Annotated in this window: 20 protein-coding genes; 17 read left to right on the top strand and 3 right to left on the bottom strand. The window is 71.6% G+C overall.

What is annotated here, in order from left to right; translation table 11 throughout:
- Positions 1–8: 8 nt before the first annotated feature.
- The 3 genes from FH610_RS14965 to FH610_RS14955 all read right to left on the bottom strand — a co-directional run bounded on the left by FH610_RS14965 (position 9) and on the right by FH610_RS14955 (position 6,309).
- Positions 9–2,159: a thioesterase domain-containing protein gene (locus FH610_RS14965; RefSeq protein WP_152313699.1), complete on the bottom strand. Its 2,151-nt coding sequence runs from the start codon at positions 2,157–2,159 to the stop codon at positions 9–11.
- Between the two features lie 170 nt (positions 2,160–2,329).
- Positions 2,330–3,931 carry a glycoside hydrolase family 10-like protein gene (locus FH610_RS14960; RefSeq protein ID WP_139575039.1) on the bottom strand — a complete coding sequence of 534 codons (1,602 nt, stop codon included), beginning with the start codon at positions 3,929–3,931 and terminating at the stop codon, positions 2,330–2,332.
- A gap of 248 nt (positions 3,932–4,179) precedes the next feature.
- Positions 4,180–6,309, bottom strand: coding sequence for an elongation factor G-like protein EF-G2 (locus tag FH610_RS14955; RefSeq protein ID WP_139575038.1), 2,130 nt, complete (start codon positions 6,307–6,309; stop codon positions 4,180–4,182).
- A gap of 268 nt (positions 6,310–6,577) precedes the next feature.
- Here FH610_RS14955 and pgsA point away from each other — a divergent pair, with 268 nt between their 5' ends.
- The 17 genes from pgsA (at position 6,578) to secF (ending at position 23,178) form a co-directional block, all read left to right on the top strand.
- Positions 6,578–7,183: a phosphatidylinositol phosphate synthase gene (pgsA, locus tag FH610_RS14950; RefSeq protein WP_139575037.1), complete on the top strand. Its 606-nt coding sequence runs from the start codon at positions 6,578–6,580 to the stop codon at positions 7,181–7,183.
- Entirely contained in the window at positions 7,180–8,154 is a 975-nt protein-coding gene (locus FH610_RS14945; protein ID WP_139575036.1) for a phosphatidylinositol mannoside acyltransferase, read from the top strand. The genes pgsA and FH610_RS14945 overlap by 4 nt, the downstream gene beginning before the upstream one ends.
- Positions 8,151–9,284 carry a glycosyltransferase family 4 protein gene (locus FH610_RS14940; protein WP_139575035.1) on the top strand — a complete coding sequence of 378 codons (1,134 nt, stop codon included), beginning with the start codon at positions 8,151–8,153 and terminating at the stop codon, positions 9,282–9,284. Before FH610_RS14945 ends, FH610_RS14940 begins: the two co-directional genes overlap by 4 nt.
- Before the next feature lie 40 nt (positions 9,285–9,324).
- Positions 9,325–9,864: a hypothetical protein gene (locus tag FH610_RS14935; RefSeq protein ID WP_139575034.1), complete on the top strand. Its 540-nt coding sequence runs from the start codon at positions 9,325–9,327 to the stop codon at positions 9,862–9,864.
- Between the two features lie 135 nt (positions 9,865–9,999).
- Complete coding sequence (locus tag FH610_RS14930) at positions 10,000–11,001, top strand: DUF3048 domain-containing protein (protein WP_139575033.1); 1,002 nt, start codon at positions 10,000–10,002, stop codon at positions 10,999–11,001.
- 107 nt (positions 11,002–11,108) lie between these two features.
- Entirely contained in the window at positions 11,109–12,023 is a 915-nt protein-coding gene (gene pdxS, locus FH610_RS14925; protein ID WP_276607667.1) for a pyridoxal 5'-phosphate synthase lyase subunit PdxS, read from the top strand.
- A 222-nt stretch (positions 12,024–12,245) separates the two neighbouring features.
- The gene (locus FH610_RS14920; protein ID WP_139575031.1) at positions 12,246–13,940 is read left to right on the top strand and encodes an alkaline phosphatase D family protein; all 1,695 of its coding nucleotides are present in this window, start codon (positions 12,246–12,248) and stop codon (positions 13,938–13,940) included.
- A gap of 96 nt (positions 13,941–14,036) precedes the next feature.
- The gene (locus tag FH610_RS14915; protein WP_139575030.1) at positions 14,037–14,462 is read left to right on the top strand and encodes a MarR family winged helix-turn-helix transcriptional regulator; all 426 of its coding nucleotides are present in this window, start codon (positions 14,037–14,039) and stop codon (positions 14,460–14,462) included.
- A gap of 66 nt (positions 14,463–14,528) precedes the next feature.
- Complete coding sequence (gene pdxT / locus FH610_RS14910; RefSeq protein WP_139575029.1) at positions 14,529–15,119, top strand: pyridoxal 5'-phosphate synthase glutaminase subunit PdxT; 591 nt, start codon at positions 14,529–14,531, stop codon at positions 15,117–15,119.
- Positions 15,120–15,122: 3 nt separating this feature from the next.
- The gene (locus tag FH610_RS14905) at positions 15,123–15,875 is read left to right on the top strand and encodes a YebC/PmpR family DNA-binding transcriptional regulator (protein WP_139575028.1); all 753 of its coding nucleotides are present in this window, start codon (positions 15,123–15,125) and stop codon (positions 15,873–15,875) included.
- A gap of 117 nt (positions 15,876–15,992) precedes the next feature.
- Positions 15,993–17,180 carry a GNAT family N-acetyltransferase gene (locus FH610_RS14900; RefSeq protein WP_139575027.1) on the top strand — a complete coding sequence of 396 codons (1,188 nt, stop codon included), beginning with the start codon at positions 15,993–15,995 and terminating at the stop codon, positions 17,178–17,180.
- Between the two features lie 110 nt (positions 17,181–17,290).
- Positions 17,291–17,893, top strand: coding sequence for a crossover junction endodeoxyribonuclease RuvC (ruvC, locus tag FH610_RS14895; protein WP_139575324.1), 603 nt, complete (start codon positions 17,291–17,293; stop codon positions 17,891–17,893).
- Positions 17,890–18,510 carry a Holliday junction branch migration protein RuvA gene (ruvA, locus tag FH610_RS14890; RefSeq protein WP_139575026.1) on the top strand — a complete coding sequence of 207 codons (621 nt, stop codon included), beginning with the start codon at positions 17,890–17,892 and terminating at the stop codon, positions 18,508–18,510. The genes ruvC and ruvA overlap by 4 nt, the downstream gene beginning before the upstream one ends.
- Before the next feature lie 114 nt (positions 18,511–18,624).
- Positions 18,625–19,674 carry a Holliday junction branch migration DNA helicase RuvB gene (gene ruvB, locus FH610_RS14885; protein ID WP_139575025.1) on the top strand — a complete coding sequence of 350 codons (1,050 nt, stop codon included), beginning with the start codon at positions 18,625–18,627 and terminating at the stop codon, positions 19,672–19,674.
- Between the two features lie 263 nt (positions 19,675–19,937).
- Positions 19,938–20,294 carry a preprotein translocase subunit YajC gene (yajC, locus tag FH610_RS14880; RefSeq protein ID WP_139575024.1) on the top strand — a complete coding sequence of 119 codons (357 nt, stop codon included), beginning with the start codon at positions 19,938–19,940 and terminating at the stop codon, positions 20,292–20,294.
- A gap of 89 nt (positions 20,295–20,383) precedes the next feature.
- Complete coding sequence (gene secD, locus FH610_RS14875; protein WP_338104548.1) at positions 20,384–22,132, top strand: protein translocase subunit SecD; 1,749 nt, start codon at positions 20,384–20,386, stop codon at positions 22,130–22,132.
- Positions 22,132–23,178: a protein translocase subunit SecF gene (gene secF, locus FH610_RS14870; protein ID WP_139575023.1), complete on the top strand. Its 1,047-nt coding sequence runs from the start codon at positions 22,132–22,134 to the stop codon at positions 23,176–23,178. The genes secD and secF overlap by 1 nt, the downstream gene beginning before the upstream one ends.
- Positions 23,179–23,360 lie beyond the last annotated feature (182 nt).

Below are 23,360 nucleotides of genomic sequence, written 5' to 3'. Positions count from 1 at the left end.
GAACGGTGTCAGGCCGCCGCGGGGCTCGGAGGCAGGCCGGGCGATCCGGCGGCCGGGACCGGCTCGCCGTGCTGCAGGGCGCGGATGCCCGCGCTGAGGACGAGTGGCACGGCCAGAGCCAGGGCCATGGACAGCACCGCGGCCCCCGAGTCGTTGACGAGCATGCCGACCAGGCCGCTCACGAGCGCGCCGAGCAGGCCCGCCCTGAGCATGGGCGCCCGTTCGAACGCGATCGGCAGGACGCCGGCGCTCGCCGCCCCCGGCCGCAGCAGCGCGAAGACGAGGAACGCGAACGCGGCGATCACCACGGGCATCAGGTTGGGGCTGAGCAGCGTGGAGAGCATGGCCCCGAGCTTGCGGGAGATCACCGGCAGGAACGTGCCGTCGGCCACCTGCCCCACGAAGCGGCCCAGGTGCGTCTGGCTGGCCGGGGGGCGCAGGTAGTCGAGGTAGGCGATCGCCATCACCAGAACGCCGCCCGCGGCGCAGAACGCACCCAGCTTGACGATCGACACCCGCCTGCCCGCCACGATCAGGGCGGTGACCGCGATGCCGGGAACGAAGGCGATGACGCCGCCGAAGTCGCTGCCCACGCCCGGCCAGCCGTCGAGCAGCATGGCGAAGGCCCCGAGCGCGGCGACCAGGGCCACCGCGACGGCCTTGCGGCCCGCCCTCACCAGCCGATCGGCGGCGGCCGTGGTGACGAGCAGCACGGCCGTGGCGAGCAACGCGAAGGGGATGTTCCCCAGGCCGTAGTAGCGGGCGCCGACCACGCCCGTGTAGCCCATCAGGCTGTTGAGCTGCAGGGGCGTGCCGGTCAGCAGGTCGCCGAGCAGCACCGCCGCGGTCACCGCCGCGATCACGGTCAGCGGCCCGAGCACGCTCCGCCGCCACGGTCCCGCGAGGGCCGCCACGGTCAGCGCCGCCGCGATCGCCGCGATCGAGGCGAAGAGCGTGACCGCGGGCTGTGCCGCACGGGCCCACGGGGTGAGGTTGACGAGGTAGGTCGACACGGGGATCGAGGCGAGCGCCACGGCGGCGGCCCGCACCGCGGGCAGCCCGTCGCGGCGGCGCAGCAGCAGGAACGCGGTGACGTAGAAGACCACCTGGAGCACGGCGAGCGTGGTGAAGAAGACGCCTGTCGTGTCGCGGATCGTCTGCCCGGCGACGTCGGCGGTGCGCAGGGCCGCCACACGCTCGTCCAGGTTTCCACCCGTCGCATGGGTCTCGACCGGCACGCCGACGACGGCCGGGGGAGCGGCCACCCCGGTCCTGGCCAGGATCGTGGCGGTGAGATCCGGGAGGATGATCATGTCGTCCCTGTGGGTGGACCGGGCGCCGAGCGTCCGCGCCGGTCCACTGCCGAGCCCACTGCCGAGCCCACTGCCGGGGCCGTGCAGCATGGCGGTCCTGAGGTGGGGGACGGAGCCGTGGTCGGAGAGCCCGGCGACCAGCACCGTCGCCGATCCGAGACGCGGCAGGAACGAGCCCAGCTTCGCGTCGGCCGCCCGCGCCGCGGCCCGCCGCGCGTCCGCGGACAGGCGCTCGGGCACGTCGCTAAGCCGGTCGCCGGAGACGTAGGGCGCGACGAGGTCGGGGATCTCCACGGCGACCACGTCGCCGCGCGACCACTGCGTGACCTCGGCGGGCGAGGGGGCGTAGGCGTCCACCCGGCCCTCGCGGTCGGCCAGCGCGAGCGCCGCTCCCGGGCCGACGGCCATCGTCGTCCGCCCGGCCGCGTGCAGGGCCTGCCCGAGCGTGCCCGCCTCGCGCTGCTCCCGCACCTCCCACAGCCAGGAGAACTCGGGGACCACCGCCCCCTCGCCGTCGGCCTTGGGCGTGGGGGCCATGCCGCACGCTCCCCCCACCGCCGACCGCACTCCGGCCGAGACCGTGAGCCAGGCGTCGTACGGGCAGGTGTCCTTGCGCACGGCCCGCACCGACAGGGAGCCGAGGGCGGAGTCGCCGGCGAGCCGCCAGAGGTTCGGGGTGTCGGCCGGGGTGACGTCGCTCCACATCAGCCCGGGGATTCCGACGAGCACGACCCGTTCACCGGCCGCCGTCGCCGGTCCGGCCGCGAGCCCGGCGGACGCGGCCGCCGCGGGAGCGGAGGCCACGACCGCGACGCCGAACACGACGGCGACGACCGCGCGCTTCACCCACGTGCCTCTCACCGGCGACCCCCCCGTCCCAGTACGCGCGGTCCCAGTACGCGCGGTCCCCGTACGTGATCTTGAAAAAACTCGCGACCACGCTATCGGACACGCCGACGTCCGCGCAGCAATCCGCGACGACCCGTCCCGACGGAGGGGAGGGCCCCGGCCCGGGGTCAGGCCGCCCGGGTCGCGGGGCTCTCGTTGCCGAGGCGGTCGACGGCGGTGACGTAGTAGGCGCCCGGGTCGCCGGCGGCGTACGACGGAGCCTGGGAGGCCGGCACGACGGCCACCAGGTTGCGCGCGTCCGCCGTGGCGCAGGAGGCGTCCTGGCCCGTCACCCGGTAGATCCCGTATGACTGGGCGCCCGGCTGGGCCTGCCACGTCAGCGTCCCGCCGGCCGCCTTCACCCCGCGCGGGGCCGCGGGCGCGGACCCCTGCCTGAGCATCGGCGGCAGCGCCGGGTGGGCGTAGTGGCTCTTCACGATCCGGTCGAGCACGCCCAGCGGGTTCTTCACCAGTTGCGCGGCGCTGAAGTAGACGTCGCCCGAGATCTCCGGATACTTGCGGTTCAGCGTGAGGTGGGCGGGCAGCTCGCTCGCCTTGGTCCAGGCCGGGGTGTCGGCGGCGCCCACCCGGTAGAGCGCCTGACCGATGTAGAGGTCGACGTCGGTGCCCTTCACCGCGTCGGCCCACCACTTGGCGAGCACGGAGTAGTCGGCAGCGGGGAATCCCCGGGGCCAGTAGAGCTGGGGCATCACGTAGTCGACCGAGCCCGCCTTGATCCACGCCCTGGCGTCCGCGTAGATCGAGTCGTAGGCCGACATGCCCTTGGTGGCCGAGCCCGCCGGGTCCTCGGCCTTGTTGCGCCAGATGCCGAACGGGCTGATCCCGAAGACGGCGTACGGCTTGGCCGTGTGCACCGCCTGCGAGACCTGGGCGACCAGCTGGTTGACGTTGCGCCGCCGCCAGTCGGCCAGCGTCAGGCCCTTGCCGTACTTCTTGTACGCCGCCTGGTCGGCGAACCGCGTGCCCTGGCCGGGGTAGGGGTAGAAGTAGTCGTCGAAGTGGACGCCGTCGACGTCGTAGCGCTTGACGACGTCCGTCACGACCTTGGTCACCCAGTCGCGCACCTGCGGCAGGCCGGGGTTGTAGTACAGCTTCCCCTCGTGCTTGACGGTCCAGTCGGGATGCAGCAGCGCCGGGTGCCCGGCGGGCAGCTTCGAGGAGGCCGAGTCGGCCGCCCGGTAGGGGTTGAACCACGCGTGGAACTGCAGGCCGCGCTTGTGGGCCTCCTCCACCAGGAACGGCAGCGGGTCCCAGCCCGGGTCCTTGCCCGCCGTGCCGGTGAGCCACTGGGACCACGGCTCCATCGACGAGCGGTAGATCGCGTCCGAGGCGGGCCGCACCTGGAAGAACACCGCGTTCAGACGCCGCATGACGGCGTTGTCGAGGATCTTCACATATTCGGCCTTCTGCCGGTCGGGCGACAGCCCCGATTTCGACGGCCAGTCGAGATTGTGCACCGTGGCGATCCAGACGCCGCGAAGCTGGCGCTTGGGGTATTTCACGCTGGTGGCGCAGGTGTCCGCCGCCGTGAGCGTCTCCGCGTCGACGTGCTGCCGCGTCGCCTTCGGCACCGCCGTGCGGCCGGCCTTTTCTGCGCCGACCTTCTCGGCCTGGGCGCCGGGGCCGAACGTGTAGGCGGCTCCGACGGCGACGGCGGCGATGACGGTGGTCGCGATCAACGGGCGGACGACCTGTCTCCGCTCGGTCACGTGGCTACCCCTCCGATTTGCCAGTAAGTCCGGCCATAAGTCTTACATCGGCAAAAGAGCGGTTTAGCCAGAAAAACGAAATGAACTTGTGATGCGGATGTGACGCGGGGCACCTCCTGGGGCTCCCCTTACTCCGGACGTGCGAAACCCGGCGTCGGCGACGGTGTGCGTGAGCTGCGAAGACCCCGGCGGACGGGAGGCGGGCCGCCGGGGTCTCCAGATCGCTCGGAATCGCTGCGATCGGGCCGCTACTCGCCCGCCGCGGCCACCTTGTCGGCGAGGTGGGCGGGCAGGGGCTCGTACCGCAGGAAGGAGCGGCTGAACGTGCCCGCCCCGTGGGACAGCGACCGCAGGTCGATCGCGTACCGCGTGATCTCCAGCTGCGGCACCTCGGCGCGCACCAGCGTGCGGCCGGTGCCGACCGGCTCGGTGCCGAGCACCCTGCCGCGGCGGGAGGACAGGTCGGACATCACGGCTCCGACGTACTCGTCCGACACGAGCACCGACACCTCGTCCACCGGTTCGAGCAGGTGCGTCGCCACCTTGGACGCGGCCTCCTTGAGCGCGAGCTGACCGGCGATCTGGAAGGCCATGTCGGAGGAGTCGACCGAGTGCGCCTTGCCGTCGTAGAGCGTGACGCGCACGTCGACCATCGGATAGCCGGCGACGACCCCGCGCTCCATCTGCGCCCGCACGCCCTTCTCCACGGACGGGATGAACTGCCTCGGCACCACGCCGCCCACGATCTTGTCGACGAACTCGAACCCGCCGCCCGACGGCAGCGGCTCGACCTCGATGTGGCAGATCGCGTACTGCCCGTGGCCGCCGGTCTGCTTGACGTTGCGCCCCAGGCCCTGCGCCTTTCCGGCGAACGTCTCCCGCAGCGGCACGCGCAGGTCGATCTTCTCGACCTCGACCCCGTGCCGCTTGGCCAGGCGGTCGAGCAGGACGTCGGAGTGCGCCTCGCCCATGCACCACAGCACGAGCTGGCGGGTCTCGGCGTTGTTCTCCAGCCGCAGGGTCGGGTCCTCCGCCACCAGGCGGCTCAGGGCCTGGCTGAGCTTGTCCTCGTCGGCCTTCGACCTGGCCCTGATGGCGACCGGCAACAGCGGTTCCGGCATGGTCCACGCCTCGACCAGCAGCGGGTCGTCCTTGTCCGAGAGCGTGTCGCCCGTCTCGGTCCGCGACAGCTTGGCGACCGCGCAGATGTCCCCGGCGACGCACTTGCCCACGGTCCGTTGCGACTTGCCGAGCGGCGACGACAGCGCGCCCACCCGCTCGTCGACGTCGTGGTCCTCGTGCCCCCGTTCCGCCAGGCCGTGACCGGAGACGTGCACCGTCATGTCCGGTCGCAGCGTGCCGGAGAAGACCCGGACCAGGCTGATCCGTCCCACGTACGGGTCGCTCGTGGTCTTCACGACCTCGGCCACGAGCGGGCCGTCCGGATCGGCGGTGATCTCCCTGCACGGCTTGCCGTCGATCGAGGTGATCTTCGGCAGCGGGTGCTCCAGGGGCGAGGGGAAGCCCTGCGTGACGATCTCCAGCAGCTCCAGCATGCCGACGCCGGGCGCCGTGGCGAGGACCGGGTAGAAGCCGGCCCGGGCGACCGCCTTCTCCAGGTCGTCGATGAGCACCTTGGTGTCGATCGTCTCACCGGAGAGGTAACGGTCCATCAGGGACTCGTCCTCGCTCTCCTGGATGATCCCCTCGATGAGGTCGCCGCGGTACTGCTCGATGAGCGCGAGCTGGTCGGCGTCCGGCTCCCGCTCGGTCCGGCGCCCGCCGCCGTAGTCGAACAGCCGCTGCGACAGCAGGCCGAGCAGCCCGGTGCCGTCCACCGGCAGGTAGAGCGGCGCCACGCCGTCGCCGAACGCGTCCTGGCAGGTGGCGAGGACCTCGTCGAAGTTGGCGCGCTGATGGTCGATCTTGGTGATGACCACGGCTCGGGGCATCCCGACGAGCGCGCACTCCTCCCAGAGCATGCGGGTGAGCCCGTCCACGCCCTCGGCCGCCGAGACGACGAACAGCGCCGCGTCGGCCGCGCGCAGCCCGGCCCGCAGGTCGCCCACGAAGTCCGCGTACCCCGGGGTGTCGAGAAAATTGATTTTGATGCCGTTGTGGACGACGGGGGCGACCGACAGGTTCACGGAACGCTGCTGGCGCACCTCCACCTCGTCGAAGTCGCTGACCGTCGTGCCGTCCTCGACCCGGCCGGGACGCTGGATGGTGCCCGTCTCCGTGAGGAGCGCCTCGACCAGCGTGGTCTTCCCGGCCCCGGAATGGCCGACCAGCACGACATTGCGCACCATGTCCGGCCGATCGGCCGCGGGTGCCCTGCCCGCGGCCCCTGTTGTCGCGCCGGTTGATCTTTCGGCCACATCGCCTCCCGAATCTCTGAGCGGTCGGGATGGGCACGTGGCACGCACCCCGCGCCGGCCGCTCGTGCCGTCGCTGTCCGCGCCCGGGGGCCTCGCCCTTCCAGGACCGTGCGGCGGCTGACACGGCGGTTCACCTCCGTGACATCTCCGCGCGGTCCTGCGGGCGCGTGCTCTTCACCCTTTACCCATGTGGCGCATATCACAAGACTTTTCGGCGGAATGTGCTTGCGAGGTGCGGCGGCGCTGGATGGCCTACGATCGGACGGCGATGTTGAACATCCTGCGTCCCGCCGTCACCCGAGTCATGACCCCGCTGGGGCGAGCCCTCGCCCGCTGGGGGATCTCGCCCGACGTGATCACCACGATCGGCACGCTCGGAGTGGTGGTCTCGGCTCTCGTCTTCTACCCGCTCGGGCATCTGTTCGCGGGAACGCTCGTCATCACGTTCTTCGTGCTCGCCGACCTCCTGGACGGCGTGCTGGCCCGGATGACGGGCAAGGGGAGCACGTGGGGCGCCTTCCTGGACTCCACACTCGACCGTCTCGGCGACGCCTCGATCTTCTCGGGGCTGATCCTCTACTTCGTCCTCAAGGACGAACCCGAGATCGTCCTCGCGACAGTCGCGCTCTTCTGCCTCGTCGCGGGAGCATTGGTCTCCTACGCCAAGGCCAGGGCCGAGGGCCTCGGCATGACCGCGAACGTGGGCATCGCCGAGCGTGGGGAGCGTCTCGTGGTCGTGCTCGTCGCGGCCGGCCTGTCCGGCCTCGGCGTGCCGTACGTCCTGGCGGCCGGGCTCTGGCTGCTCGCCGCCGCCAGCGCCGTCACGGTGGTCCAGCGGATGGTGCACGTCTACAGACAGGCGGTGGTCAGATGAAGGGCACGGTCGGCCCACCCCCCGGGCGGCCCCCGCGACCCGGCGCGGCGCCGCTCGCCGACCGGCTGGTCGCGGCGGCGTACACCGTCGGCTGGGCCGTGGTCCGATATGTGCCGGAACGGCTGGCCGCCTGGTTCTTCCGGGTCCTCGCCGACCGGCTGTGGCGCAGGCGGGGCAAGTCCGTGCTCCGCCTGGAGGCCAACCTGGCCCGCGTCGTCGGCGGCGACCCCGGCGACCCCGGCGTACGCGACCTCAGCCGGGCCGGAATGCGCTCCTACTTCCGGTACTGGATGGAGTCGTTCCGCTTCACGACCTACACCCGCGGGCGCATCCTCGACGGCACCCGGGCCACCGGGGGCGAGCACATCTTCGACAACCTCGCCCGGGGCAGGGGAGTGGTGATCGCGCTGCCCCACATGGGCAACTACGACCTCGCCGGGGCCTGGCTGGTCCACATGGGCCACCGCTTCACCACCGTCGCCGAGCGGCTGAAGCCGGAGTCGCTGTTCGAGCGCTTCGTGGCCTACCGCGAGCAACTCGGCATGGAGGTGCTGCCGCTGACCGCGAGGGACGGCGGCAGCGCCATGGCGTTCGGCACGCTCGCCAAGCGGCTGCGCGAGGGCAAGCCGGTCTGCCTGCCCGCCGAGCGCGACCTGACCGCCTCCGGCGTCGAGGTCGAGTTCTTCGGCGCCAGGACGCGCATGGTCGCCGGACCCGCCGTGCTGGCGATCCAGACGGGCGCCGCGCTGCTGCCCGCCGTGCTGTGGTTCGACGGGGACGGCTGGGGCATCCGAATCCACGAGGAGATCCCGGTCCCGACCGAGGGGACGCGGGAGGAGAAGGTCAGGGTGATGACCCAGGCCTTGGCGGCGGTGTTCGAGAAGGGCATCGCCGAGCACCCGGAGGACTGGCACATGCTCCAGCGCCTGTGGCTCGACGACCTGGAGCCCCGCGCCGGGGCCGAGTCGTGAACGTCGGCATCGTCTGCCCGTACACCTGGGAGGTCCCCGGGGGCGTGCAGGCGCACATCAGGGACCTCGCCGAGGCGCTCATCGACGACGGGCACAAGGTGTCCGTCATCGCCCCCGCGGCCGACGACGCCGAACTGCCGGCGTACGTGACCCCGGCGGGCCGCGCCGTGCCCGTGCCGTACAACGGGTCGGTCGCGCGCCTGGCGTTCGGGTTCCTGTCGGCCAACCGGGTGCGCAAGTGGATCAGGGAGGGCGGGTTCGACGTGCTGCACGTGCACGAGCCCGCCGTGCCGTCCCTCGGGGTGCTCGCCTGCTGGGTCGCCCGCGGGCCCATTGTGGCGACGTTCCACGCCTCCTACGAGCGGTCGCGGGCGATGTCGGTGGCCGCGCCGATGCTGCAGAGCGCGCTGGAGAAGATCACAGGCAGGATCGCGGTCTCCGACGCCGCCCGCAAGACGCTGGTGGAGCACCTCGGCGGCGACGCGGTGCTGATCCCGAACGGCGTCACGGTGCGCAGGTACGCCGAGGGCGAGCCGCTGCCGGGCTGGGGCCCGGACGGCAACGTGATCGGCTTCCTCGGGCGGATGGACGAGCCGCGCAAGGGTCTGGCCGTGTTGCTGGAGGCGTTCGCCCTGCTGGCCCCCGAGCGGCCCGCGCTGCGCCTGCTGATCGCCGGCCCCGGCGACCCCGACGACGTGCTCGGGCGGGTGCCCAGGCAGTACCGGGACAGGATCGGGCTGCTCGGCATGGTCAGCGAGGCCGACAAGGTGCGCGCCTACCACTCAGTGGACGTCTTCTGCGCGCCCAACCTGGGCGGGGAGAGCTTCGGCATCGTGCTCACCGAGGCCATGTCGGCCGGGGCGCCGATCCTCGCCAGCGACATCCCCGCCTTCCGGCGGGTGCTGGGCGAGGGACAGGCGGGTGCGCTGTTCACCACCGGGGACTCCGCCGCTCTGGCCGGGGAGGCTGCCCGGCTGCTCGACGACGCCGAGCGGCGCGCGAAGCTCTCCGACGAGGCCCGCCAGGCGGTGTGGAAGTACGACTGGTCGACGGTCGCGCGGGAGGTCGTGCGCGTCTACGAGACGGTCGCCCACGCCAGCGCGGGCGTGGTGGAGGACGTGCTGCCATGACGATCCGCAGTGACCGGGCCGCGTACGGGGAGGTGCCGGCGTGACCACGACCCTGATCCTCGTGGCGGCCGTGGTCGTCGTGCTGTTCGCCGTCTACGTCTCCTGGCGGGCCGGGCGGCTCGACCGTCTCCACATCCGCCTGGAGACCGCGCAGGCCGCGCTCGACGCCGCGCTGCTGCGCCGCGCCGCGGTCTGCCTGGAGCTCGCCGGCTCGCGCATCCTCGACCCCGCCACCTCGCTGGTGCTCGCCGCGGCCGCCCACGAGGCCCGTACGGCGGGGCCGGACGAGCGCGAGCACGCCGAGAGCGACCTGTCGAGGACGTTGCGGGCGGTGGTCGACCAGGAGCGGTTCCGGGAGAAGCTGGCCGAGCATCCCGCGGGGGCGGCGCTGCTGGAGGAGCTGGACACGGCCGTCGCGAAGGTCGTCTACTCGCGCCGGTTCTACAACAACGCCGCCGGCGTCACCCGTACGGCGCAGCGGCGCTGGCTGGCCCGCAGTCTGCGCCTGGCCGGGCACACCGATCCGCCCCGTTTCTTCGACATCGACGACGAACCGCCCGAATCCCTCGCTACTGGATAGTCACTTTTTGTCGGGCATTTCGGTCTGATCCCGGTAAGCTCATGCCGTTTCATTGCCATGCTGGTCAACGGGTCTGCGTGGGCCGGGTCCGTCGTGCCTGGCGGCGGGGGCTCTCCACCGGGAGGAGCGGGTACGGTGCGGGCAGGGATCGGCTTCACGCTGGCCATGGCGGTCATCCTGACCGGAGCCGCGTGCTCGGGCGACGACAAGCCCGCCGCCCAGTCTCAGGACGCGAGCCCGCTGGCGTCCCCGTCGCCGACGCCGCCTCCCGAGCATCCGTTCACCGGCCGTCCCGTCGCCGCCCGCAAGCCGGTCCTCGCCGTGAAGATCGAAAACACTCACGCGGGCAAGCCGCAGATGGGCCTGCGCAGCGCCGACGTCGTCTTCGTCGAGCAGGTCGAGGGCGGGCTCACCCGGCTCATGGCGATCTTCTCCTCGAAGCTGCCCGCCCAGGTGGGGCCGGTCCGCAGCGCCCGCATCTCCGACCTGCACATCCTCCCGATGTTCGGCAAGCCCGCTCTGGCCTACTCCGGCGTGCAGACGAAGATGATCCCCTTCGTCCAGAAGGCCTCGCTGTTCGACGTGTCCGACAGCCGGGTCCCCGGCGCCTACACCCGCGCGGCCGGGCGGGTCGCGCCGTACAACCTGATCGGCAGCCCCAGGAAGCTGCTGGCCAAGGCGCCGCAGGCGAGCAAGGCGGACGACATCGGCTTCGTCTTCTCCGACGAACCGCCGACCGGGGGTACGCCGCAGAAGAGCGTCAGCGTCCGCTATCCGGCGGCCCGCTTCACGTTCGCCTGGTCGGCCGCCCAGAAGCGCTGGCTGGTGACGCAGGACGGCGAGAAGGACATGGCGGCGGAGGGCGGCCAGCAGGGCGCCCCGACGATCGTCATCCAGTGGGTGAAGACCGACCGCTCGGAGTTCCACGACTTCACCGGCAGCTACACCCCGCTCGTGCACACGGTGGGCAAGGGCACCGGCGTCGTGCTCAGGGACGGCCAGGCCTACCGGGTGAAGTGGTCGCGCGCCTCGGAGAAGGAGGGCACCACCTACACCATGGCCGACGGCACGCCCATGCCGTTCGCCCGCGGCCAGGTCTGGGTCGTGCTCGCCTCGCGCAAGCCCGTCGCACCATGATGGACAAAACGCCTGATCCACTCTGACAGATGGGTGCGTCGGGTGCGGGATCGGCCAGCGCCTACCATGGAGGGGATTCCGTAGGCCCGCCGTCGTGAGGTATCACCGTGTCCAGCAGCACCCCCGAAGTCAACGAGACCACCGCCGTCGGCACCGCCCGCGTGAAGCGCGGCATGGCCGAGATGCTCAAGGGCGGTGTCATCATGGACGTCGTCACCCCGGAGCAGGCCAAGATCGCCGAGGACGCCGGAGCCGTCGCCGTCATGGCGCTGGAGCGCGTCCCCGCCGACATCCGCGCCCAGGGCGGCGTGTCCCGGATGAGCGACCCCGACATGATCGAGGGCATCATCGGCGCCGTCTCCATCCCGGTGATGGCCAAGGCCAGGATCGGCCACTTCGTCGAGGCCCAGGTGCTCCAGGCGCTCGGGGTCGACTACATCGACGAGTCCGAGGTCCTCACCCCGGCCGACTACGCCAACCACATCGACAAGTGGCAGTTCACCGTCCCCTTCGTGTGCGGGGCCACCAACCTCGGCGAGGCGCTGCGCCGCATCACCGAGGGCGCTGCGATGATCCGCTCCAAGGGCGAGGCCGGCACCGGCGACGTCTCCAACGCCACCACCCACATGCGCAAGATCCGGGGCGAGCTCAAGCGCCTCACCTCGCTGCCCGAGGACGAGCTGTACGTCGCCGCCAAGGAACTGCAGGCGCCGTACGAGCTGGTGGCCGAGGTCGCCAAGACCGGCAAGCTGCCGGTGGTGCTGTTCACCGCGGGCGGCATCGCCACCCCGGCCGACGCCGCGATGATGATGCAGCTCGGCGCCGAGGGCGTGTTCGTCGGCTCGGGCATCTTCAAGTCCGGCGACCCCGCCAAGCGCGCCGCCGCCATCGTCAAGGCCACCACGTTCTACGACGACCCCGACGTGATCGCCAAGGTCTCGCGCGGTCTGGGCGAGGCGATGGTCGGCATCAACGTCGACGACATCCCCGCGCCGCACCGCCTCGCCGAGCGCGGCTGGTAGACACTTCCTGAGACCAGGGGACGGACGCCCGGCTGGGACATCCCAGCCGGGCGTTCTTGCTGTTTGCGGACTTATGCCGGATTTGGGGCGCCAGACGTGGGGTGACGGTGCGGTGATGTCGCCTTTCGGGGGACCGATATCGTTCCGTCGATCTTTACTCTCCTGTCACGATCGATCGTCAGGCTGCGGGCGTCCCGCCTCTGATCGTCACAGGGAGCCCAGTTGCCCGGCCTCGATCGTCGTTCCTTCCTCGTCACCGGACTCGCCGCGGGCGCCGTCGCGGCGATACCCGCCGCCGCCTCGGCGGCCCCCACACCCGCGCCCACGCCGGAGGCGGCGGGCGAGCTCGCCTCCCGCGGCCTGCGTTCCGACCCGTTCACGCTCGGCGTGGCCTCGGGCGACCCCGACCACACCGGCTTCGTGATCTGGACCCGCCTCGCCCCGCAGCCGCTGGCCGAGGACGGGCTCGGCGGCATGCCGCAGCGGGCGTTCGCCGTGCAGTGGCAGGTCTACGCCGACGAGCGCTGCCGCCGCGTGGTGCGGGCGGGCGTGGCCGAGGCGAGCCCGGAATGGGGACACAGCGTCCACGTCGAGGTGGACCACCTGGAACCCGGCAGGGAGTACTGGTACCGCTTCCGCGTCGGGCCGTACGTCTCACCGGCCGGCAGGGCCCTGACCGCGCCGCACCCGCTGTCGTTCGGCGGCCCGCTGACGATGGCCTTCGTGTCCTGCGCGCAGTACGAGCACGGCTACTTCACGTCCTACCGCCGCCTGGCCGAGGACCACCCGGATCTGGTCCTCCACCTGGGGGACTACCAGTACGAGTACACCAAGAACACCTACGTCGCCGCCGGCGGCAACGTGCGCGACCACGAGGGGCCGGAGACGACGACGCTGGCGAACTACCGCCAGCGGCACGCGCAGTACAAGACCGACCCCGACCTGCAGGCCGCGCACGCCGGCGCGCCGTGGCTGGTCGTCTTCGACGACCACGAGGTGGACAACAACTGGGCCGACGAGATGCCGGAGCACCCGGAGGAGCAGCCCACCTTCCTCGAACGCCGGGCCGCCGCCTTCCGCGCCTACTACGAGAACATGCCGCTGCGCCGCAACTCGGTGCCGCGCGGCGTCGACATGCGGCTCTACCGGCGGGTCAGGTGGGGGGCGATGGCGAACTTCCACATGCTCGACACCCGGCAGTTCCGCGACGACCAGGGCTGCGGCGACGGCTACAAGGACTGCCCCGAGGCGGTCGACCCGGCCCGCTCGATCATGGGCTTCGAGCAGGAGGCGTGGCTGCTCGACGGGTTCCGCCGGTCGCGGGCGCGCTGGGACGTCATCGGCCAGCAGGTCTTCTTCGCCCAGCGCGACAACAACGCCGGGCCGGCGAAGATCACCAGCCAGGACGCCTGGGACGGCTATGTCGCGTCGCGGCGGCGTGTCACCCAGGGCTGGATCGACGCCGGCGTGCGCAACCCGGTCGTGCTCACGGGAGACGTGCACGCGCACTGGGCGAGCGACCTGAAGCTGGACTACGACGACCCGACCGGTCCCACGGTCGGGTCCGAGCTGGTGACGACCTCCATCAGCACCACCGGCGACGGGGCCGACTCCGACCCGGCGGCGCACCCGTTCCTGAAGATCAACCCCCACCTGAAGTTCTACAACAACCAGCGCGGCTACGTCCTGACGAAGATCGACAGGGACGCGCTGACCGCCGACTTCAAAGTGGTGCCCGTCGTCTCGGCCCCCGGTTCCGAGGTGCGCACCAGGGCGACGTTCGTGATCGAGGACAGGGTGCCCGGCGTGCAGCAGACCTACCTGCGCCCGCTCGACCCCTCGATCGCGGCGCGACGGGAGATCACGGCCGAGGACATGGTGGAGGAGACCGTGCGGCAGGAGACCGAGCGCCCCTGACGGCGCGCTCAGGTGCGCCGAGCGGGCGGCGTCCCCTTTACGGGGGCGCCGCCCGCTTCGGCTGCGCCGGACCGGCCACCGTTATGGTGACCTGCTATGACGACCGACGACACCGGACGGCTCGCCGAGAACCTGTCACGCGAGCTGCGCCACATCGTGATGCTGCTGCGCCGTACGACGGCGGGGCAGCCGGTCACCGCCCAGCAGTACTCCGTGCTCGGCTCCCTTGAGGACGGCGCGTGCCGGATGACCGACCTGGCCGAGGAGCACGGCGTGCAGCTGCCGACGATGAGCGTGCAGGTCAACCGCCTGGAGGAGGCCGGTCTCGTCACGCGGGGCACCGACGCCTCCGACGCGCGGGTGCGCACCGTCGAACTGACGGGTGAGGGCCGCGACCGCCTCCGGGCCGTACGGCAGGCCAGGATCGCCTACCTGTCCGGCCGGCTGGGCGCGCTGACCCCCGAGGAGCGCACGGCCATCGCCCGCGCCCTCCCCGCCCTGGCCAAGCTGGGCCGCTCCTGATTTATCGTTTTGGGCGCGTAAGACCGTGGCCATACCCTGAACAGGGTCACCACAGGAAGGGAAAACGTGACGTCCGCACCCAAGATCGGCGTGCTCGCCCTGCAGGGCGACGTGCGCGAGCACATCCGCGCTCTGGAGGAGTCGGGCGCGACCGCCACGCCGGTGCGCAGGCAGGAGGAGCTCGCCGCGGTGGACGCGCTGGTCGTCCCGGGCGGGGAGTCGACCACGATGTGGAAGCTCGCCACCATCTTCGAGCTGCTCGAACCGCTACGGCTGCGGATCAAGGAGGGCATGCCCGCCTACGGCTCGTGCGCCGGGATGATCATGCTGGCCGACCGGATCGAGGGCGGCATCGAGGGCCAGGAGACGCTCGGCGGCATCGACATGGTGGTCAGGCGCAACGCCTTCGGCCGCCAGGTCGACTCGTTCGAGGCCGATCTCGACTTCGCCGGGCGCGGGACGATCAGGGCCGTCTTCATCCGCGCGCCCTGGGTCGAGTCCGTGGGGCCCGACGTGGAGGTGCTGGGCCGCACCGAAGCTGGGGATAGGATCGTCGCGGTCCGACAGGGACCGTTGCTCGCGACGTCCTTCCACCCGGAGCTGACCGGCGACGCGCGAGTGCACTCGTATTTTGTCGAAATGGTGAGGGAGCTCTAGGCGATGTCCGGCCACTCCAAATGGGCGACGACGAAGCACAAGAAGGCGGCGCTGGACTCCAAGCGCGGCAAGCTTTTCGCCAAGCTCATCAAGAACATCGAGGTCGCGGCCAGGACCGGCGGGCCCGACCCGGACGGCAACCCCACGCTGTTCGACGCCATCACCAAGGCCAGGAAGAACTCGGTCCCGATCGACAACATCGAGCGGGCCCGCAAGCGCGGCGGCGGCCTCGAGGCCGGCGGCGCCGACTGGCAGACGATCATGTACGAGGGCTACGCCCCCGGCGGCGTCGCGGTCCTCATCGAGTGTCTCACCGACAACCGCAACCGCGCGGCGTCCGAGGTGCGCGTGGCGCTGACCCGCAACGGTGGCTCGCTCGCCGACCCCGGCTCGGTGTCGTACATGTTCAACCGCAAGGGCGTCGTGATCGTCCCCAAGGGGTCGCTGACCGAGGACGACGTGCTCATGGCCGTCCTCGACGCGGGGGCCGAGGAGGTCAACGACCTCGGCGAGAACTTCGAGGTGATCTCCGAGGCCTCCGACCTCATCCCCGTGCGCAAGGCGCTGCAGGACGCGGGCATCGACTACGAGTCGGCCGAGATGAGCTTCGTCCCGACGCTCAACGTCCCGCTGGACGAGGACGGCGCGCGCAAGATCTTCAAGCTCATCGACGCGCTCGAGGACAGCGACGACGTGCAGAACGTCTGGGCGAACTTCGACGTGAGCGACGAGGTCATGGAGAAGGTCGAGGCCTGACGCCGGAGGCGGGCGCGGGCCCCGGCCCCGGGTCGGCGGAGAGCCTCGGCCCCGGCTCGGCGAGGGGGCGGAAAACCGGTGGCAGAGGCCGCCGGAGCCCGCATAGCTTGGCCGGTTGTGGAAATCCGTCATCTCACGAGCGACGACCTGGACGCCGTCCTCGACAACCGCAGGCGCGCCTTCGGCCCGCTGTCCGGCGGCGGCGCCGAGACCTGGCGCAAGCTCGTCTCCCCGATGCTGCCCGAGGGCCGTTATCTGGGCGCCTTCGACGGCGCCCGCCTCGTCGGCACGGCCAGGATCAACCCGTACGTCCAGTGGTGGCACGGCCGTCCCCTGTCCATGGGCGGCGTGGCGGGTGTGACGGTGTCGCCGGAGGACCGCGGCAGGGGCGTGGGCCGGGCGCTCACGCATGCGGCCATCGAGCGCTGCGCGGAGCTCGGCCACGCGGTCTCCGCGCTCTACCCGGCCACCACGCCGGTGTACCGGAGCGCGGGCTACGAGCACGCCGGCGTGCTCCAGCGGATCACCGTGCCCGCCGAGGCGCTGCGTACGCTGGGCGGCCCCGGCGGCGCGGCCGGCGCGGTCAAGCTGCGGCGCATGGGCCCCGCCGACGCGGCCGAGCTCGTGGCCCTGATCGGCGGGGTGCACGCCGCCACCCGCGCGAGCGGGCCGCTGTGCTTCGACGAGCGGACCTGGCGGCTGTGGCTGGAGGACGACGACGACTTCTGCTACCTGGCCGAGGACGGGTTCGTCGTCTACCGGTGGAGCGACGGGGACATCGAGGTCGACAACCTGCTGGCGGGGTCGGAGGCGACGGCCAGGGCCCTGTGGTCGATGGTCGGCAGCGCCTCGACCGTCGCGAAGTCGGTGACCGCCTGCGTCGACCCCGCCGACCCGGTGCTCTGGATGCTGCGGGAGCGGTCGAAGGACGAGGTCACCCAGACCCGGTGGATGTTCCGGCTGATCGACCTGCCCGCCGCGGTCGAGGGGCGCGGCTTCCCCGCAGGGGTCCGCGTCGAGACCCCCGTCGAGGTGACCGACTCCCGGCGCCCGGGCAACGCGGGCACGTGGGTCCTGCGAGTGGACGGCGGCGCCGGCTCCGTGACGAGGCGCGACGCGGCGCGTGGTGAGGGGGCACGCGAGGACGCGACGCGGCTCACGATCGGCGGGATGTCGGCGCTGTTCGCCGGCGTGCCCACGGCCACGCTCCGCCGCGCCGGCCTGCTGAGCGGCGGCTCTCCCGACGCCGACGACGCACTGGACGCCGCGTTCGGCTGCGCCGCGTACATGATCGACTACTTCTGACGCGCCCGCGCGGCCGCTGATCGCGATAGAGTGACCGACCGAACAGATGTTCGGCGCAGCGGCGGCCGCGCCGCCGGGATCAGGGAGGCGTGCCGGTGCGGTTGCCCCAACTGCGGGTGATGGGCGTGGACCCGGGGCTGACGCGATGCGGTCTCGGCGCCGTGGAGGGCCGTCCCGGCGCGCCGCTGAGCCTGCTGTCGGTCGGGGTGGTCCGCACCCCGGCCGACGACGACATCGGGTCCCGGCTGGTCGTCATCGAGGCGGAGATCGAGCGCTGGCTCGACGAGATCAGGCCCGACGCGGTCGCCGTCGAGCGGGTCTTCGCCCAGCACAACGTCCGTACGGTCATGGGGACGGCCCAGGCGTCGGCCGTCGCGATCGTCTGCGCGGCCCGGCGGGGGCTGCCGGTCGCGCTGCACACGCCCAGTGAGGTCAAGGCCGCCATCACGGGCAACGGCAACGCCGACAAGAAGCAGGTCGGCACGATGGTCACCCGGCTGCTGCGGCTCGACGCCATGCCCAAGCCCGCGGACGCGGCCGACGCGCTCGCCCTGGCCATCTGCCACGTCTGGCGCGGCGGCGTGCAGCACCGCCTGGCCGACGCCCTGGCCCGGGCCCGTTCCGGGGGTGCGGTCCCCGCGGGCTCTGGTAGGACTGGGAGGCCCGGCGAAGTCGCGGCCGGGCGTCCGGACCGGGGAGGGAGCACGCGGTGATCGCATCCGTTGCGGGGCAGGTGGCGGCGATCGGAGCCGACAGCGCCGTGGTCGAGGTGGGCGGCGTCGGGATGCTCGTCCACTGCACCCCCGGCACCCTGGCCGGGCTGCGCGTCGGCGAACCCGCCCGGCTGTCGACCTCGCTCGTCGTCCGCGAGGAATCGCTCACGTTGTACGGCTTCGCCTCCGACGACGAGCGCACGGTCTTCGAACTGCTGCAGACGGCCAGCGGGGTAGGGCCGCGACTGGCCCTGGCCATGCTCGCGGTCCACGCGCCCAACGCGCTGCGGGTCGCTGTGGCGAGCGCCGACATCAAGGCCCTGACGATGGTGCCCGGCATCGGCCAGAAGGGCGCGCAGCGCATCGTGCTCGAACTCAAGGACAAGCTCGGCACCCCGGCGGCGGCCGTCGACGCCGCGATCAACGGCGCGGCGGCGGCGCCCGTCTGGCGCGATCAGGTCCATGCGGGACTGGTCGGGCTCGGCTACTCGTCCAGGGACGCCGACGAGGCGGTCGCGGCGGTCACCGCGGAGGCCGAGGCGGAGGTCGCCGCCGGTCGCACCCCGCCGGTGGCCGCGCTGCTCAAGTCCGCTCTGCGCGCGCTGAGCGTGCGGTGACCTCGTGAAGGGCCGCGCCTCGCCCGCAGTGCGGGGCGCGTGGCGGGCTGATGGTTCGATGAAAGTTTCACCGGGAAGCGGACGGATCCCGGCAGGTCGAGCGGATGGTGTCGAGTGAGCTTCGAGCGGGATCTCGTGTCGCCGGAACCGGAGGGCGACGAGCGGGCGATCGAGGCCGCGCTGCGCCCCCGGCGCCTGGACGAGTTCATCGGACAGGGCCGGGTGCGCGAGCAGCTGTCGCTGGTGCTGGAGAGTGCCCTGCGCCGCAACCGCCCGCCCGACCACGTCCTGATGAGCGGCGGCCCCGGGCTCGGCAAGACGACGCTCGCCATGATCATCGCCTCCGAGCTCGGCGCGCCGCTGCGGATGACCTCGGGCCCGGCGCTGGAGCGCGCGGGCGACCTCGCCGCGATCCTGTCCACGCTGACCGAGGGCGAGGTCCTGTTCATCGACGAGATCCACCGCATGGCCCGCCCGGCGGAGGAGATGCTCTACCTCGCGATGGAGGACTTCCGGGTGGACATCGTCGTCGGCAAGGGCCCCGGCGCCACCTCGATCCCCCTCGACATCGCCCCGTTCACGCTGGTGGGGGCCACCACCCGGGCGGGGCTGCTGCCCGCGCCGCTGCGTGACAGGTTCGGCTTCACCGCCCACATGGACTTCTACGAGGTGGCCGAGCTGGAGCAGGTGCTGCGGCGCTCCGCGCGGCTGCTGTCGGTGGAGCTGCCGGACGAGGGCGCCCACGAGATCGCCCGCCGCTCGCGCGGCACGCCCCGCATCGCGAACCGCCTGCTCCGGCGGGTGCGCGACTTCGCCGAGGTCCGCGCGGAGGGCGTGATCAACCGGGAGGTCGCGGCGGCGGCGCTCAACCTCTACGAGGTGGACGCCGAGGGACTGGACCGGCTCGACCGGGCCGTGCTCGACGCGCTGCTGCGCAAGTTCGGCGGCGGCCCGGTGGGCCTGTCGACGCTCGCGGTGGCCGTGGGGGAGGAGCCGGAGACCGTCGAGGTCGTGGCCGAGCCCTTCCTGGTGCGGCAGGGGCTGCTGGCCCGCACCCCGAGGGGCCGCGTCGCCACCGCCACCGCCTGGGCGCACCTCGGCCTGACTCCGCCTCCTGACGCCGTCGGTTCCGTGGCGGTGCCCACGCTCTTCGACGACGCCTGAGCGCCCCTCCCGCCACGCTTTGCGCCGGCGCGGCGGATGGAAGCGGAAACCAGGGCAAAGAGGTAACAGACCGATTGCGAAGCCCATGAAACGGGAACTTTCCTGCCCGTCGAGCCGTGGGTTCGTTGCCGGGCTTCTGCGGGCTCGAATACACTGCGTGGCTTGACTGGCCGCACACGCGAGAAGTCGCGGTGGCCCGCGTGTGAAGCGCACAAGACCTCCGGCGTCAGGCCGGTTCATCACGTTACGGAAGGGTGGCCCCCGTGGGTAACAACCCGCTTGGGACGTTCCTGCCACTGATCTTGCTGGTAGTGGTGTTCTACTTCCTCCTGATCCGCCCCCAGCGCAAGCGGCAGCAGGAGCAGGTCCAGATGCAGAACTCCCTCACCCCGGGCGTCCGGGTCATGACCACGACAGGACTGTTCGCGACGGTCGTCGCACTCCAGGACGACGACGTCGTGCTGGAGGTGGCCCCCGGCGTCGAGACCCGCTGGGCCAAGGCGGCGATCGGCAGGGTGCTCACTCCCGTGGACGAGGTGACGGACGAGGAGGCCGAGGAGACCGTGACGGACGGTTCCGACACGGGGAACGGTGACGATACGAGCACCAAGCAGTCCTGAGTAGGCTGATCACAACCTTTCGACGAAAGAACTGACCTCCAGTGGCCCCACCGACCAGTAGCCAGAGCAAGCCTGGACGCACACTCCTGTTGCTCCTTGCGCTCATCCTCGTCATGGGCGCGACGGTCGCCCTCCAGAAGGCGTTCGTCCCCAAGTTCGGCCTCGACCTCGCGGGCGGCACCACCGTGACGCTCACGCCGGTCATGGCGAACGGGAAGACGCCGTCGCAGGAGAGCCTCGACCGAGCCGTGACGATCATCCGGCAGCGCGTCAACGGCACCGGCATCTCCGACGCCCAGGTCGCGAAGTCGAACGACAACATCGTGATCCAGATCCCGGGCGCGGGCCGTGACGAGGCGCTGCGGCTGGTGTCGACCACCGCCGAACTGCGCATGCGGCAGGTGCTCGCGGTGGCCGCCGCCACGAACCAGCCGGCTCAGGTGCCCACCGCGGCTCCCACGCCCAGCGGGTCGGCGGCGGCGACGACGCCCGCGGCCACTTCGAAGGCGTCCACGCCGGCCAGGGAGAGCGGGGCCCCGAACGGCAACGCGTCTCCGGCGGGCCGTGCCCTGTCGAAGGCGCTGACCGCGCCGTCGCCGGAGCCGAGCACCTCGACGAGGGCCACGACCCACCGCAGGGCGGGCGCAGGGACCGCCCGGGCGAACCACAGGGCCAAGGCCTCGCCCTCGGCGGCTCCCAGCCCCACGCCGACGGCCGCTCCGCAGGACACGGGCGACCCACTGGCCGGTCAGGACACCAGCGGCATCGACCCGGCGCTGCTCGCCGAGTTCCGCACGATCGACTGCACCGCGAAGAACCGCGGCCAGGGCGCCGTCGACGACCCGAACAAGCAGATCGTCGCCTGCAGCGACGACGGCTCGGCGCGGTACATCCTGGACAAGGCCGCGGTGCAGGGCACCGAGATCAGCGGCGCGCAGTCGGGCACCGACCCCACCACCGGTGAGTGGATCGTCCAGGTCGACTTCAAGTCGAAGGGTGCCACCCAGTTCGCCGACATCACCCGGCGCATCACCAGCCTGCCGGCCCCGCGCAACCAGCTCGCCAACGTGCTGGACGGCGTCGTCATCGTCGCTCCGACGATCGAGGAGGCCATCCCCGGCGGCAGCGCCCGCATCTCCGGCAGCTTCACGCAGACGACCGCCACCGAGCTGGCCGACCAGCTCAAGTACGGCGCGCTGCCGCTGAAGTTCCAGCAGAGCTCGGTCGTCTCGGTCTCCTCGACCCTCGGCCAGGACCAGCTCAACGGCGGCCTCATCGCCGGCGCGCTCGGCCTGATCGTCGTCATGATCTACCTGCTGCTCTACTACCGCGGCCTGGGGCTCATCGGCATAGCCAGCCTCTGCGTGGCCACCGTGTTCACATACCTGACGGTGGACGTGCTGAGCCACAACGCAGGCTTCCGGCTCTCGCTGCCGCACATCATCGGTCTGGTGGTCTCGATCGGCATCACCGCGGACTCGTTCATCGTCTACTTCGAACGGATCCGCGACGAGATCAAGGAGGGCCACCGCACGCTGCGGTCGGCGGTGGAGGTTGCCTGGCGGCGCGCCCGGCGCACCATCCTGGTCGCCGACGCCGTCATGTTCATCGCCGCGGTGGTGCTCTTCTTCCTCGCGGTCGGCGACGTGGCCGGCTTCGCGTTCGCGATGGGCCTGACGACGCTCATCGACATCGTGGTGGTGTTCCTGTTCACCAAGCCGCTGATGTCCCTCATGGCGCGGTTGCGCTTCTTCTCGAAGGGCCACAAGCTGTCCGGACTCGACGCGGAGCGCATGGGCCGCACCAGCCCCGCCGAGCAGACCCTGCAGGAGGCGTGATGCCGGGCGTGATCAGCCGCCTCTACCGCGGCGACATCAACATCGACTTCGTCGGCAAGCGCAAGATCTGGTACGGCCTGTCGGTGTTCCTGCTGGCCGTCTCCATCCTGGGCCTGGCGCTGAACGGGCTGAACCTGGGCGTGGAGTTCCGCGGCGGCTCGGTCTTCGACTTCACGCGCACGCCCGGCTCCAGCATCGAGCAGGTCCGCGAGACCGTCGCGGACGCCGGGGTCCACCAGGTCATCGTGCAGGAGGCCGGCCCGAACTGGCGGGTCACCACCGAGAGCCTCAAGGGCGACGAGGTGACCAAGGTCCAGAGCACGATCGCCAAGAAGTACGGCGTCACGGAGGACCAGGTCAGCTCGCAGGTCATCGGCGCGACCTGGGGTGGCGAGGTCTCGCAGAAGGCCTGGATCGGTCTCGTGGTCTTCATGATCGCGATCATGCTGTACCTGTCGGTGGCCTTCGAGTGGCGGATGGCCCTCGCGGCGATCGTCGCCCTCGTCCACGACCTCGTGATCACCGCGGGCGTCTACGCCTGGTCGGGCTTCGAGGTCACCCCGGCGACCATGCTGGGCTTCCTCACGATCCTCGGTTACTCGTTGTACGACGCGGTCGTCGTCTTCGACATGATCAAGGAGGTCACGGGCAAGCTCGGCACGAGCGCGAAGATGACCTACACGCAGGCCGCCAACAACGCGCTCAGCCACACGCTGATCCGGTCGCTCAACACCTCGCTGGTGGCGATCCTGCCGGTGGCGGCGATCCTGTTCATCGGCACCACGCTGCTCGGCGCCGGCACGCTGAAGGACCTGTCGCTGGCCCTGTTCGTCGGCATGATCGTCGGCACCTACTCGTCCCTGTGCGTGGCGACGCCGATCCTGGTCACGCTCAAGGAGCGGGAGCCCAAGTGGCAGGCCCTGGCCCAGCGGGTGCACGCCAAGGAGGTCGCCGCAGCCAAGGCCGCCCGTACGGCCAAGGAGACCGTCTCCGCCGGCTCGCAGAACGTCGCCACGACGGCCACGGAGAAGCGCAAGAAGCGCTGATCCCGGCTCGTCGCAGGCGCCCCCGGAACCCGCCCGGTTCCGGGGGCGCTTTCGTGTTCCGGTCTCCCTGTCGGTGCCCCTCCCGCCGATCTTTGCCCCGTCACGTCGCCCAGAGCGGCACCTCGCCGCGTTGTCGCCCCCACCCGCGGAGATTCCTCGCGAGCTCGGAATCTGCGCGGGGC

The organism is Microbispora catharanthi (assembly GCF_006334915.2).
Taxonomy (GTDB): Bacteria; Actinomycetota; Actinomycetes; order Streptosporangiales; family Streptosporangiaceae; genus Microbispora; species Microbispora catharanthi.
This window is presented reverse-complemented; position numbering and strand designations above follow the sequence as displayed.